15 protein-coding genes and 1 pseudogene are annotated in these 18,461 nt (G+C 35.9%); 7 read left to right on the top strand and 9 right to left on the bottom strand.

Translation table 11 applies throughout. The features are described from left to right. The first annotated feature begins 63 nt into the window (after positions 1 to 63). The 4 genes and pseudogenes from AAV98_RS05405 (at position 64) to AAV98_RS20700 (ending at position 9,944) form a co-directional block, all read left to right on the top strand. The gene (locus AAV98_RS05405) at positions 64 to 1,341 is read left to right on the top strand and encodes a helix-turn-helix transcriptional regulator (RefSeq protein ID WP_060664546.1); all 1,278 of its coding nucleotides are present in this window, start codon (positions 64 to 66) and stop codon (positions 1,339 to 1,341) included. Positions 1,342 to 1,924: 583 nt separating this feature from the next. Continuing rightward, entirely contained in the window at positions 1,925 to 2,197 is a 273-nt protein-coding gene (locus AAV98_RS05400; protein ID WP_231687701.1) for an immunity protein YezG family protein, read from the top strand. A gap of 271 nt (positions 2,198 to 2,468) precedes the next feature. Next, positions 2,469 to 2,597: pseudogene (locus tag AAV98_RS20875) on the top strand (SMI1/KNR4 family protein); the annotation flags it as partial. A gap of 834 nt (positions 2,598 to 3,431) precedes the next feature. After that, positions 3,432 to 9,944: a 5'-nucleotidase C-terminal domain-containing protein gene (locus AAV98_RS20700; protein ID WP_060664545.1), complete on the top strand. Its 6,513-nt coding sequence runs from the start codon at positions 3,432 to 3,434 to the stop codon at positions 9,942 to 9,944. Positions 9,945 to 10,378: 434 nt separating this feature from the next. Here AAV98_RS20700 and AAV98_RS05390 read toward each other — a convergent pair whose 3' ends face one another. The 8 genes from AAV98_RS05390 to AAV98_RS05365 all read right to left on the bottom strand — a co-directional run bounded on the left by AAV98_RS05390 (position 10,379) and on the right by AAV98_RS05365 (position 15,166). Continuing rightward, entirely contained in the window at positions 10,379 to 11,098 is a 720-nt protein-coding gene (locus tag AAV98_RS05390; RefSeq protein ID WP_060664544.1) for a leucine-rich repeat domain-containing protein, read from the bottom strand. 110 nt (positions 11,099 to 11,208) lie between these two features. After that, positions 11,209 to 11,409: a hypothetical protein gene (locus AAV98_RS05385; protein WP_060664543.1), complete on the bottom strand. Its 201-nt coding sequence runs from the start codon at positions 11,407 to 11,409 to the stop codon at positions 11,209 to 11,211. Positions 11,410 to 11,575: 166 nt separating this feature from the next. Next, complete coding sequence (locus AAV98_RS05380; RefSeq protein ID WP_060664542.1) at positions 11,576 to 12,007, bottom strand: hypothetical protein; 432 nt, start codon at positions 12,005 to 12,007, stop codon at positions 11,576 to 11,578. A gap of 227 nt (positions 12,008 to 12,234) precedes the next feature. Beyond that, positions 12,235 to 12,702 (bottom strand): SMI1/KNR4 family protein, encoded by a 468-nt coding sequence (locus AAV98_RS05375; RefSeq protein ID WP_060664541.1) that lies wholly within the window; start codon positions 12,700 to 12,702, stop codon positions 12,235 to 12,237. Between the two features lie 208 nt (positions 12,703 to 12,910). Then, positions 12,911 to 13,060 (bottom strand): hypothetical protein, encoded by a 150-nt coding sequence (locus tag AAV98_RS20695; protein WP_231687700.1) that lies wholly within the window; start codon positions 13,058 to 13,060, stop codon positions 12,911 to 12,913. A 56-nt stretch (positions 13,061 to 13,116) separates the two neighbouring features. Next, a complete protein-coding gene (locus tag AAV98_RS20800; RefSeq protein ID WP_269433436.1) occupies positions 13,117 to 13,239 on the bottom strand; it encodes a hypothetical protein in 123 nt (40 codons plus the stop codon). A 162-nt stretch (positions 13,240 to 13,401) separates the two neighbouring features. After that, the gene (locus AAV98_RS05370) at positions 13,402 to 13,902 is read right to left on the bottom strand and encodes a hypothetical protein (RefSeq protein WP_060664540.1); all 501 of its coding nucleotides are present in this window, start codon (positions 13,900 to 13,902) and stop codon (positions 13,402 to 13,404) included. 391 nt (positions 13,903 to 14,293) lie between these two features. Continuing rightward, a complete protein-coding gene (locus tag AAV98_RS05365; protein WP_060664539.1) occupies positions 14,294 to 15,166 on the bottom strand; it encodes a helix-turn-helix domain-containing protein in 873 nt (290 codons plus the stop codon). A gap of 175 nt (positions 15,167 to 15,341) precedes the next feature. Between AAV98_RS05365 and AAV98_RS20200 the strand changes: the two genes are divergently transcribed. The 3 genes from AAV98_RS20200 to AAV98_RS05355 all read left to right on the top strand — a co-directional run bounded on the left by AAV98_RS20200 (position 15,342) and on the right by AAV98_RS05355 (position 17,650). Next, entirely contained in the window at positions 15,342 to 15,500 is a 159-nt protein-coding gene (locus tag AAV98_RS20200; protein WP_156317647.1) for a hypothetical protein, read from the top strand. A gap of 331 nt (positions 15,501 to 15,831) precedes the next feature. Continuing rightward, positions 15,832 to 16,467 (top strand): hypothetical protein, encoded by a 636-nt coding sequence (locus AAV98_RS05360; RefSeq protein ID WP_060664538.1) that lies wholly within the window; start codon positions 15,832 to 15,834, stop codon positions 16,465 to 16,467. Between the two features lie 103 nt (positions 16,468 to 16,570). Beyond that, on the top strand, positions 16,571 to 17,650 hold the full coding sequence (locus AAV98_RS05355) for a hypothetical protein (RefSeq protein ID WP_060664537.1): 1,080 nt from the start codon (positions 16,571 to 16,573) through the stop codon (positions 17,648 to 17,650). Between the two features lie 42 nt (positions 17,651 to 17,692). Here AAV98_RS05355 and AAV98_RS05350 read toward each other — a convergent pair whose 3' ends face one another. Beyond that, complete coding sequence (locus AAV98_RS05350; protein ID WP_060664536.1) at positions 17,693 to 18,460, bottom strand: TerC family protein; 768 nt, start codon at positions 18,458 to 18,460, stop codon at positions 17,693 to 17,695. Position 18,461: the final 1 nt, after the last annotated feature.

Genomic DNA, 18,461 nt, shown 5'->3' with positions numbered 1-18,461 from the left:
AATTTCACCTTACATTAGTAAAAAAGTGGTATAATTATTGAAAAATATGTAAAGGTGTTCTGTATGCATATAGGTGAATTAATCCGTCATTACCGAAAAGAACAAGGGTTATCCCAAGAACAACTCTCTAGTGGAATAGTATCGATTTCCTATCTCTCAAAAATAGAAAACAACAAGATTTCCCCAGATGAAATGGTAGTGGACTTATTATTAGAAAGACTAAATATCACAAGAGATTCATTACAAAAGTTCGATAACACTTTTTATCAAGATCAACTATACAATGTTTATGAATGTGTCATTTCAGGCGATTTTTCTAAACTGAGTGAAGTTTATCATTCCTTTCTTAATGAAATAGACAATGAGAAGAAAATTCAACACCCCAATAACATTATTCATTTTTTGATAATTTCCCTTAGATACTATATGCATATGGATAAAATGGCTGAAAGTAAAAGTATTGTTAAGGAACTAAATTCCCTTTCAATCAAGTTGCCACCTAAGTCAGAATATATTCTGTATAGATCCTTAGCATTGTATCACTACCATGATCAAAATTATTTAGTTTCTATTGCTTTTTTGGAAAAAGCAGAAAGCAAGGTTTATTTAGAAACAGTTAAAATCAGCATTAAAGATAAGGCGGATTTGTATTACCAGTTGTCTATATTGAATAGTAAAAAAATGAGAATTTATAAATCAATATCTTATGCAGAAAACGCCCTACAAATTTACCAATCAATTTATGATATTGAAAGGTCTGCTGAGTGTCATATAATACTTGGCATAAATTATAGAAAGTTGAAGGAATTCTCTCAAGCAGAGGAATGCTATAACTCCGTTTTTTCTATATGCAAGATAAATAAAAATCCATATCTTGAAGCAATGGCACTTCAAAATTTAGGGAATGTGAATTCTGACTTAGGAAAACCGGAAAAAGCAATTAATTTTTATTTGCGTTCATTGAAAAAAAAGGAAGAGTACGGTGAGAAATCCTTGAATTCTTACCATTCTCTTGTTATGGAATATTACCATCTTAATGACTACGTGTTGGCAAAAGAGTGGGCAGATAAGGGATTGCAAAAAGCACTTCTATTTCAAAATAGAGAGTATGAAATTCATTTCACTATATATATTCAACTTATTACTGAGGCTTCTAGTTTCGAAGAATATGTAACAGATGTTGGGATTGTATTCTTTCAAAATACAGGAAGAAAAGAATATGTAATAAGATATACAGAACTATTAGCTATGTATTTATATGCTAAGAAAAAATATAAAGCTTCGAGTAAATATCTAATAAAGATAATAGAATTATCCAAAGATACTAGCTTGATGCAATAATTTTAATGAAGGAGAATGGAATATGAAAATGAAAAAACTATTAGTTATTGTACTTTTACTAGCTTGTTTTGCAACTGATCCCGTATCAGATGATGACTACCCTAGAATTACAAAAAATATTTCTGAGGCTAAAAATTAAGGGTGTATTATTTAGATCTTAGGGATGAGGAGCAGGAGAACGAACCTTGCTCCTTTTATTTTTGCTGGACAGTTAGTGGTGTTATGGAACTAGAACTTTATTAAGAATATGAAGATATATATTGGCAAAAGGTAGCTTTAAAGGAAATGTGTCAAGGGAGCAATTTGTATGCAATTATTTATAGTAATGTACAAGAGGAAATTGTTGGAGCTCTACTTCAGCTAAAAGATGGTAACCAAGGTGTGTCTAAATTGATTCCAAAAGCCTTTTACTTAGACAATTGCAATAAAACTATTTAGTAAAAAAGTAAAATAACTTTTCAGCTTGTGGGCAATGTCTAAAACCCAACTGTAGTTGAAAGGAGATTTAAATAAAAACGAGGCTTCTTAAATCAAGCATTGGTTAAAGAGTATGTAGAAGAAGGGAGGTAAGATTTCTGAATTCATGGAACATTTGTACCAGAGTATAGCAAACATTGTGAATGATATGATCCCTGAAGAGTGGGAAAAAATCTTATTATATGCTGAAATTAGAGAAGGTTATAAAAAGTGCTTTTTTTACTATAATTCACCCAATAGTTATAAGTATATCTACAGTCTAGGCATCCCTGATTTATTCTCAATGGATGATGAAGAGTACGACACGCTAGAAGATGAATTGTACGATACTTTCTTTAAACTGCAACAAGAGTTTAAAAGCCAAGTACAAGAAGAGTGAACCTACTTAACATACACTTTAAATCACAAAGGAAAATGAACATAAAATACAGTTACGAAGATATCTCCAAAATTAGTCCAGTAGAAAAGCAGAATAGATGGGAACAGGTAAATTCTTTAGGGTGAAGAACATAGAACCAGCAGTACTTTAAAGATAAGTAGGTGAAAAGAGGTATCTAATGAATAGCAATGAACTAACCATACAAGGAAATAGACGATTTCACAGACGGAGTAGATAGAGCGCAAATCAATTTCGTACAACACGAACTAGGAGTAAATGTCCAATTATGGCATGGAATAGAGTAGGAGGTCTTGATGACTACTACACATCCGAGAATTTCTACCATTTCTTATCACAAAGGTTATTGGACGCTAAAGAAGCGTGGGAAGAAGATTTTTAAAGTCTTTGATTTTCAATGAAAGTCTGCTGAGGAAACTTGAAAAGCAAAGTAATCAATGTTTTAAACCAAATAGTTGATACAGAAATCGTTGTCGTCATGGTAAGGGGAATCTTTGTAGGCGCCGATTTGGGTATTTTGAGATAGTTAGTGGGAAGTATAGAAAGAATTCTAGACACTACACCAAACAAGGGAAATAGGTCTAGGGACAACCTAGTCCCTTTGTTAGAGAGACGAACTAAACATCGTCTCTTATTTTTATTCCCTTATAGGCCAAACCTCTCGTTTCCTCAATCTACGAAGGTATATCCTTTAATAAGTCGAAATATAGCATATATGGTTTTTGTCAAAAAATATCGAGAGGAGACAAACCTTGAACTTCTTTGGTGAAAATATGTCACCGTACCTGTCCCCTCAGCCAAGCCTAAACCCCTTCAGGAAAGAAAAGGAAGCGATATCAAGAAGATTTTGTATTTACAGATAATTATCCCCAATCTATAATGATAAAGGGGGTTTTTGTTTAAATTAGTTAGAAAACGTCGAAAAGGACTCTGACCAATTCCTTTCATATAGTTATAGTCTAGTTGATATTTTTTGAATATTATCTTTTTTTGTGGTACTTCGACTATATTTTACATTAAATTAATACTAGATTCATAAGTAAACTATATGATATTGACTGGGAAGAGTTTGTTGTTGTATGCGTAGAAAATGGGTAATAAGTCTTAAAGGTATGACTTGTCAATAAAACAAATTCCCTTAAAACTACGAAAGAAACACAACTACAACAAGATTCAACAAACGGGTTTTTATTTTTCATAAAATGGGAGGAAGAAAATGAAAAGACAACACAAAAGAAGTATTAGTATTGTCACATTGGTGTTCTTAATTACAAGTTTATTTGCACCAGTGGCTAATACTAGAGTGCATGCGGATCCTGTTGTTGCGACAGATCTCATTATTTCGGAATATATTGAAGGATCGAGTAATAACAAAGCTATTGAGCTTTTTAATGGAACAGGTAACGAGGTCGACTTGAGTAACTACTCAATGGAACTCTATAGTAATGGTAATACTACAATTACAGGAACCTTAACATTAGAGGGGAAGCTTGTAACTGGTGATACATATGTAATTTCCAACTCTAATGCAAGTGATGCAATAAAATTAGTCTCTGATACTACGAACAATCAAGTCATTAATTTTACTGGAAACGATCAAATTGTCCTAAAAAAGAATGGACAAGTAATAGATTCTATTGGGCTAGTTGGCTCAGATTCAGAAGTTTTGAACGATAGGACTCTTGTTAGAAAAAGCACTGTTACAACAGGGGACGCTGTTATTGACGATGCATTTAATGAGGAAACAGAGTGGAATAACCTCGGCAATGATGTATTCACTGACTTAGGAAAACACACTTTTGGAGCGGAAGAACCTACTGACCCTGCTAATCCAGAACCAGTTGTTCCAACAGTTACTATTGCTAAAGCTCGCGAATTGGGTGTAGGTGAAACTGTAACTATTGAAGCTTTTGTGACAACAAATAGTGCTCTTTGGGGCGGCGGATCTTTCTTCCTGCAAGATGAAACTGCGGGTCTGTTTGTATATGGAAACCAGGATAGTGTGAAACCTGGTGATAAAATAAAAATTACTGGCCAACTTGCAACATATAAAAAACAATTACAAGTTGAAAATCCTACAAGTCTAGAAATCATCTCGACTGGAAACGACCTTCCTGCAGCACAAATTGTAAAAGCAGTAGGGGAGAGCACACAAGGTGAAATTTTAAAGCTTGAGAACGTAACAATCACGGACATGACAAAAGATAAATTCGGAACAGCTACGTTCCAAGCGGTGTTTGAAACTGGAGAAAAAGTTACAGTTATTCACGATAATCGCACAGGCTCCAATTATGATGAACTAATTAAGCACTACAAAGAAGGCGATAAAGTTCATATAACTGGAATTGGATCCATTGTTGATGATATCTATCACTTAAAAACTACGGGTCTAGAAAGCTATGATTTAGTGAACAAACCAGCTGTATATGCAACTCAAGCAGAAGGTGTAGTAGCAGCAGACACGAAAATTGAACTGAAAACTGGTTCAGAAGGTGCTGAAATCTACTTCACGACTGATGGTTCTGCGCCAACTTCAGCTAGTACGAAATACACAGAACCAATTGCTTTAGAAACTGGTAAAACGACAATTAAAGCTATCACAGTACTTGAAGGTGAGGAAAGTGAAGTATACAGCTTCACCTACACAATTCTTGATACAGAAGGCATCTTTATTCATGACATTCAAGGAAAAGGACATTACTCTGATTATGTAGGTTCTTCTGTGACAGATATTCCTGGTGTTGTTACACATGTTTTTGATGACAATAGCTTTGTAATACAAGATGAGGAAAATGCAGATGATGACAACGCAACTTCTCAAGCTATTGAAGTATATCTAAAAAACCACGGTGTTTCTGTAGGACAAACTGTTACAGTTGATGGAACAGTTATAGAGTTTGATGGTGGCTCTAAACTTCCTAGAACTCAAATTACTGGAACTGCAGTTAACTCAATAGGTACAGGAGCCCTTCCTGCACCACTAGTTGTGGGAGAAGATATTTTCCCTCCGAACAAAATCATTGATAACGACGGATTAGAATCTTTTGATCCTGAAGAAGATGGCATTGATTTCTGGGAATCTGTTGAATATATGCGTTTATCCTTCCCTGATGCCATTGTAGTCGGACCGCCCTATAACAACGATGTTCCAATCATTGTGGAAAGCACGACAAATAATGAACTGAATGTAATGGGCGGATTAAATATCGCAGTAGACGACTATAATCCAGAAAAAATCATGCTTGATAACGTTGGCAAAAACATTAACTTTAAGTCAGGCGATCAATTTGATGGAGATGTAATTGGTGTCCTTTCATACTCTAGCGCAGGCTACCAATTAGTAACAGACACGAGCACATTACCTGACGTAATTCCATCAACTATTAAACCAGAAGTGACACATATTGAACCTTCAGACGACAAATTGACTGTAGCAAACTACAATATTGAAAACTTCTCAAACAACACAGAAAAAACATCAGATGAGAAAGCAGCAAGAATTGCAAACTCATTTGTAAAAAATATGAAATCTCCTGACATTATTACGCTAGTAGAAGTCCAGGATAACGATGGACAGACGGATTCTGGTAATGCAGATGCATCTGAAAGCTATGAGCGTTTGATTGATGCCATCAAAGCTGCTGATGGTCCAACGTATGCATGGACAGATGTTGCACCTGAAAATAATACAAACGGTGGTGCGCCAGGTGCAAATATCCGTGTAGGATACCTGTACAACCCTGAGCGCGTTGAGTTAGTGGATGCTGCGGAAGGTACAGCAACTCAAGCGAACTCTTGGTCAGAGGAAGGTAATTTAACACTTAACCCAGGTGTAATCAATCCTGATGCTTTCACTGACACACGTAAACCGGTTGCTGCAGAATTCGAATTCCAAGGTGAACGCGTCGTAGTCATCGGTACTCACTTGAATTCTAAAGGTGGAGACCAATCTCTATGGGGTGCAAATCAACCTCCTAAATTGGGTTCAGAAGCAGAGCGACTTCTATTAGCACAAGAAATTAACAGTTTCGTTGATGCTGGACTTGAGAAAAATCCTGCATTAAATGTAGTCGTTGCTGGAGATATGAATGATTTTGAATTCACACCGGCACTTGACACACTTAAAGGCGGAGTACTAACAAATATGGTAGATTTAGTTCCTGCCGAAGATCGTTTCTCTTACTTCTACCAAGGAAACAACCAAGTGTTAGACCATATCTTGGTTTCTAATAATCTAGTACCGAATACTACAGTGGATATGATTCATATCAATGCGAATTTCACAGAACAGGCATCTGACCATGATCCTATGCTGGTTCAACTTGATTTAAATAAACCAGCTGGACCAGACCTAACACTTTTCCATACAAATGACACGCATTCTGCATTAGATTTAATGCCAAGAACTATTACGGCACTAAAAGAACTTAGAGCTGTCAATCCGGATGCATTGCTTCTTCATGCAGGTGATGCGTTTACTGGAACATTGTATTTCAATGAATTCCAAGGGAAAGCGGACTTAGCCATGATGAATTTGATGGACTTTGACGTGATGACTTTAGGGAACCATGAATTTGACCTAGGCTCTTCACCAGAAGGCCATCAAGCATTGATTGACTTTGTTAAGGGAGCAAACTTCCCGTTAGTAACTGCAAACGTTGATTTTTCAAAAGATGCAAAGTTTGATGGGTTACACACTGACTCCATTGAAGCTGCCTATGAAAATGGCAAAATTTACGATGGAATCATTAAAGAAGTAAACGGTGTTAAAGTTGGTATCTTCGGTTTAACGACAGAAGAAACAGCTGATATCTCCAGTCCGGGATCTATTGAATTCCAGAACTATCTAGAAGAAGCTGAAAAAGCTGTAGAATATTTAGAATCTCAGGGTGTAAACCGTATTGTCGCATTGACTCACATCGGATATGACGACAATGCAGCAGTCGACAATGACCTGGTTCTTGCTGAACAAGTAGAAGGCATTGACGTAATCGTCGGTGGACATAGTCATACTAAATTGGAAAAACCTAAAGTGATAGATAGTGAAGGAACACCAACCTTAATCGTTCAAACAGGTAATGCAAACAACAACCTTGGTGTGTTGAATGTTAATTTTGATAAAAATGGTGTAATTACCACATATGATGGTTACATCAAAGCAATAACGAATAAAATTGAAGAAGATAAAGAAGCAGCAGAAGTGCTTGCTCCATTTAAAAAGCGTGTGGATGAAGTAGCGCAAACAGAAATTGGCGTATCTACACCCAACACTTTAGAAAACCCACGTACAGGTGGCGACAATACAAAGCCAAGTGTACGTAGAAACGAAACAATCCTTGGTAATTTGATTACGGATGGAATGCTTGCAAAAGCGAAAGAATTCACTGGCAAGAATATTATTATGGCATTGCAAAATGGTGGTGGAATCCGTGCGGCTATTAACGCAGGGGAAATCACTGTAGGCGAAATTATGACCGTTCTTCCATTTGCGAATACACTGGCAACGATGGAGTTAACTGGCAAAGAGCTTAAAGAAGCGTTTGAAATCAGCTTAGGTCAATATCCAGGGGAAAATGGCGGTTTCTTACATGTAGCAGGTGGAAAAATAGAGTTTGATTCTACAAAATCGGCAGGTGAACGCGTAAAATCCATCAAGTTTTTAAATGAAGATGGCAACTATGTAAGAGTCAAAGATAGTGAAACGTACACGATTGCAACCAATGCATTCACAGCAAAAGGCGGAGACGGCTATACCGTTTTTGAAAAAGCTTATGAAGGAGGTCGTGTGACAGATCTAGGCTTATCTGATTGGGAAAACTTCCGCGATCACTTGAAGACTGTCGGCAGTGAAGGAATTCCAACGGAAACAGAAGGAAGAATCACGGATTTAGAAGGTAAATTTGATTTAACGGTTATGCATACAAATGATATTCACTCCGCTTTGGAAAACATGCCGAAAACCGTAACAGCTGTAAAAGAAATTAGAGCGGAAAACCCTGATGCACTTCTTCTTGATGCAGGAGATGCATTCACAGGTACCCTATATTTCAATGAATTCCAAGGTGAAGCGGAACTTGCCTTAATGAACTTAATGGGCATTGACGCTGTGACATTTGGTAACCATGAATTTGACTTAGGTGCTTCCGCAGAAGGCCATCAAGCACTAGTTAACTTTGTTAAGGGAGCAAACTTCCCATTCGTAAGTGCAAACGTTGATTTTTCAGAAGATGAGAAATTCGATGGATTGTTTAATGACTCCATTGAAGAAGCTTATGAAAATGGTGAAATCTATAATGGTATTATCAAAGAAGTGAACGGCGAGAAAATCGGTATCTTCGGTTTAACAACAGAAGAAACAGCCGATATCTCAAGCCCAGGTTCCATCACTTTTGAAAATTATTTAGAAGAAGCTGAAAAGGCAGTTGCATCTCTAGAAGAACAAGGCGTTAACAAGATTATTGCATTAACTCATATCGGATATGACGACAATGCAGCAGTTGATAATGATTTGGTTCTTGCAGAAGAAGTAGAGGGCATTGACATCATTGTAGGCGGACATAGTCATACAGCATTATCGGAACCGGAAGTGGTAGCCGAAGATGAAACACCAACAGTCATCGTACAAACTGGACACTCCAATAACAGTCTAGGCTTGCTGGACGTAAGATTTGATGAAAATGGTGTAGTTATTGCAAATGACGGACGCTTAATTAAAGTCAGCGACAAAGAAGCCGACCCAGAAGCAGTAGAAGTACTTGCTCCATTTAAAGCACATGTGGATGAAGTTTCTAATACAGAAATCGGCGTATCAACTCCAATTGAATTAGAAAATCCACGTACAGACGGCGACAATACAAAGCCAAGTGTACGTAAAAACGAAACAATCCTAGGTAACTTGATTACCGACGGAATGCTTGCAAAAGCGAAAGATTTCACTGGCAAAAATGTCATCATGGCATTGCAAAACGGCGGAGGAATCCGTGCAGCGATCAATCAAGGCCCAATTACCGTTGGGGAAGTTATCAAAGTACTTCCATTTGGAAATACGCTGGCAACGATGGATCTGACTGGTGCCGAGCTAAAAGCAGCATTCGAAAGAAGTTTCAGCCAATACCCAGGTGAGAATGGCGGATTCTTACACATATCCGGTGGAGTAGTAGAATTTGATTCTACTAAACCTGCAGGCGAACGTGTGGTATCTATTAATTATCTGGATGAATACGGTCATTTAGTGGAAGTGGAAGAGGATGAAACTTACACTGTTGCCACAAACGCATTCACAGCAAAAGGTGGAGACAGCTATGATGTCTTTGCAAATGCTTATGCAGAAGGCCGTGTAACAGATCTAGGTCTATCCGATTGGGAAAACTTCCGCGACCATTTAGTGAGTGTTGGAAGTGACGGAATTCCAACTGAAATTGAAGGTAGATTTGTAGATGTAAGTTTAGATCCAGGTGAAGAGCCAGGAGAACCAGGAGAACCAGAAGAGCCAGGTGAACCAGGTGAAAACCCAGGCAATAAACCAGGAGAGAACCCAGGGAATAAACCGGGTGACAAACCAGGTAGTAAGCCAGGAGAGAAACCAGGTAACAAACCAGTGGACAAGCCAGGAAAAGACAATAAACTTCCAAACACAGCAACAAATACAGTTAATGTTTTATTGATTGGACTAGTATTAGTTCTAGCTGGCGGAGGATTATTCTTCTGGAATAGAAGAAGAGCTGCTTAAAGTGGGCTAAGGGGACAAGTGCGACGACCCTTCTAAGCTTTAGAGCGCATAATAGTATGGTGTGAGGATCTCTAGATCTTCACACCATATTTTTCGTAGATAACTTTTTTCAAACAAACATTTGATTAAATTTATTCTTGTGGTTGATAAATGTGGATTTAAATTACATCGAGTAATATCGACTATTTACGCATAGTATGTTGCGATAATTTTTGGTGGTAGAATGAATGGGAGACAAGAAAATGGCAATAAAAAACACCCTACCAATTAAGTAACGGGTTTACTTGTGAGGTGCAAACAATAAAATCACAGGGGAAATTACGTCATTCTCCACATCAAAAAGCCTTAGAAAATTTTCTCTTCTAAGCCTTTTTACTTTGTTTAATTGTTCAACAATCGCTTCTATTTAATTGAATAATAAAGAGTGAACTAGGTCACTTTTTCCATCCTAAGTTCCTGAGACCTTTATTATTCTCTAACAAAATTTTCACTAGGGAATTCATCTTATGGATTTCCTCTACACTGTGCAATTTATTACAGGTGTCTACTTCTAACTCTTTTAAGTTAGGAAGGTATTCTATACCAGTAAGCCTTCTCAAGTTAGAACATCTATATAGTTTAAGAACGTTTAGTGTTTCTAATGCTTCGATACCATCTAAAGTAAGTAATTTACTGGAAGTGATGTCTAGGTATTCTAATTTCATCATCTCGCTTATTTCCTTTAGGTTTTCGTAAGGGTATTTATTTATAACTAAGTGCTTTAACTCTGTTTGGTTATTAAAATTCTTATATTTTGAGGACCAGCTTATTAAGCAGGTTTTTAGCTTAGTTAGCTTTGCAAAGTCTATTTCACCTTTTGCAAAGTCATCAATTCCTAAAAACTCTAAATTTTCTAGGGAGTATAACGGAGTTAAATCTATCAATGTGGAAAAGGAAAAATATATTTCTATCCCTCTCAAGAACTGTAGCGTTGATAAAAAGTTGATATTATTATCTTTCCATCCAGCCGCACCGCTCAATCTAAGATAATAAATCTCTTTATTTTGCATAACTTCTCCCATATAGTTGTTCCAATCCCCAGTACATACAAGCACCTTACCAGTATTCCAATCACCTTCTGTAATAAAATAACCATTACTATCATCAGCTCTCACCTTTATATCCCCCTAATTCCTAACTACCCTTTACTCCATTATTCTGCCCAATCCTTAAGTAAGAAGCGACCTACTATGCAGCAATCGCTCCTAGATTGCGGAATACTTTTTTAATCCCACCAAATAGAATAAACCTTGTACTCTGGTAACAGGATAGGGGCATTAGGAGGCTCTCCAAAAGCATATCCCTCATCTATTTCGGTTGGTTCTAAGTCTGTAACCCAAGAACCTAATAATGACTCATTTACACTCGTAATAACATAAATCCTTTCTGAAAAAGCCCAATACTCCTCATCATCTTCTAGTTCCATAATTTCAACAAGAACATCTTGTAATTGTAGTCTGATACATTTGTAATTATTTTCTCTGCTCTTGATTTTAATGACTAAAACGGGGCAGATGTTTCCCCATCTGGATTTGTAGAAGTAAGAAGCTATAAGCTATGCTGCCAACGCTCCTATTTAGTTTAATAAGAGTTTAATTTAGATTTGTTTTAATATCATTTTTATAAATGTTCACTTTGTTCGCAGTAAATTTTAAAAATTGTAATTCTTCGTTGATTATGAGCTCAATATTGATAGAGATTGGCAAATCGATTTCTTTAACCATATCTTCTAAAGCATAATATTCATCTTGTTTATCGTTATAATAAACAACAGAACTAATTGATACCTTGTCCCCTTCTATATCAAGACTGCACATCATAGGAAATTTATCATCATTATTTGTGTTTAATTCTCCTAATACAATTGAGCCGTTCAACTCTTCGGTAAAGTTCCGTTGTTCAGAGGGGCTTACCCACGTCTCGTCTTGTTCTTCATATTCTTCTTCATCTATTGTCCACTCCCATATAGGATGTTCTTTTAAGTCTTCAATGGTTAATTCATCTACAGATTTACTTTTTTTCATAAAATCATCCTCCATTTCTCATTTTCTTCATTGCAGGAATGCCGCACAACAATCTGTCCTATTTAATGGAAGATTATATTTAAGGGAAAGCAACAATTAGATTTTACTAATGACTTTCTTAAAATCTTCAATAGTAGGTTTGTTAGCTGGAGAAATATTTTCAGGTAATTCATCTATGTTTTAAAACCTGTTATTAATGAGATACTATAAATTGAATTTTTGAAAGTTCAGCTCTCTATTGAGTCTTCTAATGTTCTTATTAAAAATTCTCCGAAGCTTGGAAACACAGTTTCAAACTTTTGTGCTTCTTTTGGTGATCCACTTAAATATGAAACAACAGCAGCGTTATCATCTTTTTCATCCTTCACATTTGAACAATCTAAACAATAATACATATTGTCATAACCAGCAAAATAGAAACAAACCAGGTGTTCTGGTAATCCTTCTTTTTGTCTAAAGTGTTTCGTAATCCAAACCATACTTGGTACTCCACCTTCTTCAATTCCCAAACCGTATATTTCTTCCCCAAAAATGTCACCAACACCATATCTTTTTAGAAATAGTCTATAACTACTAGGTAATTTGACGTTTAACGTTTCCTCAGCAGAATAAATTAAATCTTCCTGAATTTCACCAATAAAATCTCCCTCATCCGAATGCTTCTCAATGATTTCAAATGCCTTTTTAATACCCATTTAATTTCTCCCCTAGTAAAAAAATTAGAATAACTCTCTTGGGTTAAACTGCTCAATTCTTATGTAAGGAGCTACGCAATATGCTGCAATCGCTCCAATTTAGTTTAACAAGAATTTAATTTAATTCAGATTTGTTTTAATGTCATTTTTTAAAAATGCCCTCTTTGTCCGCAGTGAATTTTAAAGAATGTAAATTCTCCGTTTATTATTAGCTCAATATTAATAGATATTGGCAAAGTGTATCATCTAAGGCATAATACTCATCTTGTTTATCGTAATAATAAACAACTGAACTAATTGATGCCTTGTCCTCATCAATATCAAGACTACACCTCATAGGAAATTTATCATCATTCATTGTGTTTAATTCTCCTAAAAAAATTGAGTCGTTCAATTCTTTGTAAAGTTCGTTGTTCAGTTGGTTTTACCCACGTCTTCTTGTTCTTCATTTTCTTCTTCGTCTATTGTCCATTCCCATGTAGGATTTTCTTTTAAATCCCCAATAGTTAATTCATCAACAGGTTTTCTTATTTTCATAAATTCATTCTCCATTTAAACTTTCCCACAAAAATTCTCTGAAGATAATATTAAGTCTTTCTTTCACTAACCATTTCATAAGCAAGGAGCGACCCACTTTGTTGCAATAGTTCCCATATTGTTCAATATACCTTTAGAAAAGAGTTATTTAATCCTGCCTAACTACATCGGTTTAAACCCCTGTGATACTAAATTTTTTATTGTTGGGCTGACATAAGAATTGCTTTCTTTTTCTTTCGGAACATTCTTTTTAATCCACTTTGAAAGTGTTTTATACCAATCATCCAATTCTAGTGATTTCTGAACAAGCTGATTTTCAATATCCCAATATTTCATTTCCACCCAAAACCTTCCGCCACTAATCTCCTTATTCTTTCCTATCTCTCTTATAACGGTTCTCGAAAACTCAATGACGGGAGATGTGGTAGAATCGATTATCTTTCTGTTATTAGGTAGCGAGATAAATTTCAAGTCACCTAAATCTGCTTTATAAAGATATACTTTGAACCATCCTTTTACCGAAAAGGGTTCAGGTAAAGATGTTATACTTCTAGGCTTAGGATTATCACCCTCAAATAATATTTCTCCACCATTGGTGATAATATAACGAACTAAATCTTTTTCAATTTCTTTATCTATATAAAATGTAATTTGTTTTCCCATATCACACCTCGGAAACTTTTTGCAGAAATAATTCTAATAATGATGTATAATTCCATCTTCCGTTATACTGCCCGTTTGTTGAATAGTGAAAATTTTTAATCATAACTATATTTTAACATATTTATTTCGTGACCTGCTTTTAACATCTACAAAAATTTCCATATTCACACACCCTCCAATAATCATTTCTATCTTTAGAAATGGTATGTGATTTCGTATTAAATTTAGACATTATAAGCTCATTTGACAGTTGATATATCAATAAAAACGCACTGTGAATTTCTATGTGAAATACAGTGCGTTCTGCATTGAATTTTAATTGTCTGCACCTCTGAAGTAAACCCGTTACCAATTAAGATCAGGTGTTTTGGTGAATAAAATCCAGCACTCTCTAAAGCATTTGCTTCAGTTCTTCCACAACTTTGATATGGTCTTCTCTGCTATAGAGTTGAAAGATAAATGTGGCATTGTGGTAATTCTGTAGTATTTTCGTTTTTTTACCTTTTTGACGAAATAGGCTTTGTCCGGCCTGAACATAAAGTGGGCCAAGAACAGATAGATCCTCCATTTTCAGAGAAATTCGAATCCCTTCTGAGGCATAGTGATGGGACTGTGCATAGTTTTCCATAACATAGTAGAGTTTGGAGATGTTAAAGTATACCTTCAATTGCATCCTATGATAGCCTTCCATATTAATTTCTTCATTTAGAATTTCGTTAAAAATGGCAAGGGCTTGAGGATATTGTTCATTGTTAGCAAGTACGTTCCCCATGCTATTTTTAATTCGGATATTCATAAATTGTTGCTTAATAGAATAGTGGTTGCTGTTAAGGAGAGTCTGTAATTGATCGATGCACTCCTCCCAGGTAAGCCGCTTTAACTCATAACTAGAAATCGCCAGCTGCCATTTTAAGAATAATTCTAAAGATTCGTCCTTGTAGCCGGTTTCTCTATTCAATTCATAATTAGTAATTTCTAATACATCCTCAAATTTATCTTGCTTAACTAACAGATTAATGTAAGAATATGTATCGTTTATATATTGTTCCTGCCTATAGGTGATTTTCTCTAAAAAGTAGTCCATTGATACCTGCAAACGCAGTGAAAGGTAATACAAGATGTCGATGCTGGGAAACGTTCTCCCCGATTCAATCCCACTAATGGTTGCTTGTGTACAAATACCATCAGCCAAATCAGCCTGAGTTAGTCCTTTGTTCTTGCGAATCCTCTTAATTTCTTCCCCAAGTAACCTACTGTTCAGCAAAACCCTCACTCCTCCAAAGTTAAATATAACAAATTTTATATTTTTGAAGATTTGTCCTGTAAAGACTAACATACTCCAAGAAAAACAAGGGAAAAGAATAGTTTTTTAAAAAATCAAAATATTTAACTTGCTATTATAATAATACTAGAAATAAGTTAAATTTTGGAGGGCTGTTATGAAAAAACTAATAGCAAGTATAGTTGTTTGTGCCATGTTTTTTGGTGGGTTTATCCATGCAGGTGTAGAAGCTATTTCTCCAGATTCAGTATTTCATGCAATAGAAGGAGACGATCGCGACCACAAAGATGATCCAGGGATCGGTTGGAGATATTAAATACTTACCCCTTAACCCCTTAAACTTAAGGGGTTTTTATTTTTATCTAAAAAAAATATAAGTAATCTTATAATTTTTTTGATAATGGATGAATCACTTAAACATCATTAACGAATTTAATTAATATGCCAACAAATGGTGAAATCAAGCATTTTTATAATATGTTAATTTAATCCTCAAGAAGCTAATTCCATCATTTTTATCATTTAGCTTTATTACATAATGAAGGGAGGGAAATTAACAGTTTTATGTTAGGTTGGCAAAAGTGCAGGTGTTTTCTTCATCTTCGCTTTAAAGTAAGAATTCTTTAATAATAAGGAGGAGTTATTAAATGAAGAAAATGTTAGTATCACTATTTTGCGGTGTTATTATCTTAGCTGGTGGTTTAGTTCCTACTGTGTCTCATGCAAACTCACAATCAGCAGAGGAAAAAATTATTTCAGAGCAGTTAGAGGCTTTTGACAAAATCGATCATGAAATTAAATCAGCTGCTATAACAATTCAAGCAGATAAAGGTGCAAAAAGTGGAGACGTAACTGTTATGGGAGGAACATATCCAACAAGAAAAGGTGTAATTTTAGTTACAAAAGATGGTAAATATGGCTCTTTAGTAGGGCATGCTGGTATTATATACTCTTCTACATCAACTGTAGAATCTTTCCCGAGTGGGGGGGTAGGGACCTATTCTAATAACTGGACAAAATACAGTACTGTATATGGCATAACTACTAGAGGAACTACCACAACACAAGATGCAAGTGTTGCAAACAGAGCGTACTCACACAAAGGAAAAGACTACAACTGGGACTTTACAAATATCAATACAACCTCTAAGTTTTACTGCTCACAATTAGTTTACGAGGGCTACAAATATATTACAGGATTAAACTTAAACCAAGGTGGAGGAATAGTATTTCCGATCGATCTAGTTCAATCATCACATACTTATACAATTTACTCTAAGTGAGTCTAGTTTTATCTAAATAAGATTCATAGCTTGTAGACAAAGTGTTAGTCTACAAGCTTTTAGCCTTTTTATGAACTTAATTAATTCTTAGGAGGAAGGCAACATGTTTATTAGGCATTCTTCAAGTACAAAGGGTAAATTTTTTTTCAGTATCAGTTTATTATTTCTTCTTATTATTATGCAAGGATGCAGTCAAAAAGAGACAGTGAGTTTGGAAGAATATACGTATGGAGCCGTATATACGGATATGTTTAATAAATCTGAAGTTCATTTGTACGATAAAGATGGGAAATTTCTTAATAAGCAATCTACTCCATATAAAGGAATCACGATGGGGGCTTTTATGGAGAACTCGATTACCTTAAATAACAAAGTTTATTATACAAACCCATTGTCAGATAACGATACCAATGATTTTATTTTGGAATTAGACAAAAAAAGCATGGAAGTTAAGAAGGTTGCTAATGGAAAAAAAGTTGCACCTACCGTATGGACTGTTGATGAGGAGTTTGCCTACATGGCAGGAGGACCGTTAGAACAAAGTGACATTACTAAAACGAACATCTCATCAGGGGATCCAATCGCTCACAAGGAGATAGAGGGTCAAGCTATTCATATGCTGGATGATTCGGATGTATTGTACTTATTAACGATTATCCATTCTGATCCAAATGATATCCATGGAATAATTAATGTATTAAGTAAAGAGGATTTATCGGTGGAAGACACTGTGAAAATTGACAACCTGATGTTTTCTTCCGGTATGAAGCTGCTAGATAACAATCTATATCTGCTTAAAACAAGTGATGGGATGGATAATAGCTCCAGCGAACTCATTAAAGTAAACGTTCAGGATAGTACTGTTGAGAATATCACGTTGCCCATAAACAATTTAAATGATATTCACATTCATGAGAAAACCATTTATATTACACAAGGAAATATTAGAAGAGAGCCTTCTGAAAAGAAAATTGCAAAATATAGCCTGGATTCCAACGAAATAGAAATATTCTCTACCGAAATTGAAAACAGTGTATCATATATTCATGAAAACAAATTCATCACATCCGATGGTAACCAAGTGCAAATTTATACTCTAAAAGACTTCCAAAAAGAAGAAGACTTTCAATGGAAAAAATCTGATAAATACTTTGCTTCATTTTTTATTAATAATACAAATTAAATGCCAGTCGAGGGGACAATAAAGTCTCCTCGACAAGTACTATCAATTTTCTGCTTGCATCTTAGTGTTCTCCTTGGACAACATCCATCCAAGCACCCCAATCAGCACAAGTACAGTCCAGAACGTGATCTTCCAAGGAGCTCCTTTAGCAAATCCTTCTGACAGTATCGCCAGTTCCGGATGGGACATTGCGTACACTCCAAGTTTCACCCCGACCCAACCTACCACAAAGAATGCAGCGGTCTCCAATCCAGGACGTTTCTCAAGCAAAGTAACGAAATAGCCGGCTGCAAATCTCATGATCACCAATCCGATAATCCCACCTGCAAGGATGACGGCAAAATGTCCGCCGTCCAAACCACCGATTGTCGGGAGATTTGTTGTCGGAAGCATAACCGCAAGTGCAACCGCGGCAAGGATGGCATCAACAGCAAAGGCGATATCAGCAAGCTCTACTTTGATAACAGTCATCCAGAAGCCAGAGCCTTTCTTTCCCTCCGCATGCTTGATGAGCTTCGGCTTTAATACATGTTTCTTCAAGAGATGATACACAGCAATCCCCAACAAATATAATGCTCCTACAGCCTGCACCTGCCAAATATGCACAAGGTAGGAGATGAGGAATAAGGATCCAAATCGGAAAACAAATGCCCCTGCCAATCCGTAAAATAAAGCTTTCTTCCGTTGATTCTCAGGTAAATGCCTTACCATGGTTGCAATAACCAGTGCATTATCCGCCGCAAGAATTCCTTCTAAACCAATAAGAATGAGTAGCACCCAACCGTATTCAAGCAACAATCCAATATCCAAT

Origin of the sequence: Bacillus sp. CHD6a (assembly GCF_001293645.1) — a bacterium.
GTDB lineage: Bacteria > Bacillota > Bacilli > Bacillales > Bacillaceae_I > Sutcliffiella_A.
The sequence above is the reverse complement of the archived record's forward strand: the minus strand, read 5'-3'. Positions and strand labels throughout refer to the sequence as shown.

What these genes read in the sequence shown, in the direction of transcription:
- AAV98_RS05405 (WP_060664546.1), top strand. Translation starts at nt 64, where the DNA reads ATGCATATAGGTGAATTAATCCGTCATTACCGAAAAGAACAAGGGTTA.
- AAV98_RS05400 (WP_231687701.1), top strand. Translation starts at nt 1,925, where the DNA reads ATGGAACATTTGTACCAGAGTATAGCAAACATTGTGAATGATATGATC.
- AAV98_RS20700 (WP_060664545.1), top strand. Translation starts at nt 3,432, where the DNA reads ATGAAAAGACAACACAAAAGAAGTATTAGTATTGTCACATTGGTGTTC.
- AAV98_RS05385 (WP_060664543.1), bottom strand. Translation starts at nt 11,409, where the DNA reads ATGGAACTAGAAGATGATGAGGAGTATTGGGCTTTTTCAGAAAGGATT.
- AAV98_RS05380 (WP_060664542.1), bottom strand. Translation starts at nt 12,007, where the DNA reads ATGAAAAAAAGTAAATCTGTAGATGAATTAACCATTGAAGACTTAAAA.
- AAV98_RS05375 (WP_060664541.1), bottom strand. Translation starts at nt 12,702, where the DNA reads ATGGGTATTAAAAAGGCATTTGAAATCATTGAGAAGCATTCGGATGAG.
- AAV98_RS20695 (WP_231687700.1), bottom strand. Translation starts at nt 13,060, where the DNA reads ATGAATGATGATAAATTTCCTATGAGGTGTAGTCTTGATATTGATGAG.
- AAV98_RS20800 (WP_269433436.1), bottom strand. Translation starts at nt 13,239, where the DNA reads ATGAAAATAAGAAAACCTGTTGATGAATTAACTATTGGGGATTTAAAA.
- AAV98_RS05370 (WP_060664540.1), bottom strand. Translation starts at nt 13,902, where the DNA reads ATGGGAAAACAAATTACATTTTATATAGATAAAGAAATTGAAAAAGAT.
- AAV98_RS20200 (WP_156317647.1), top strand. Translation starts at nt 15,342, where the DNA reads ATGAAAAAACTAATAGCAAGTATAGTTGTTTGTGCCATGTTTTTTGGT.
- AAV98_RS05360 (WP_060664538.1), top strand. Translation starts at nt 15,832, where the DNA reads ATGAAGAAAATGTTAGTATCACTATTTTGCGGTGTTATTATCTTAGCT.
- AAV98_RS05355 (WP_060664537.1), top strand. Translation starts at nt 16,571, where the DNA reads ATGTTTATTAGGCATTCTTCAAGTACAAAGGGTAAATTTTTTTTCAGT.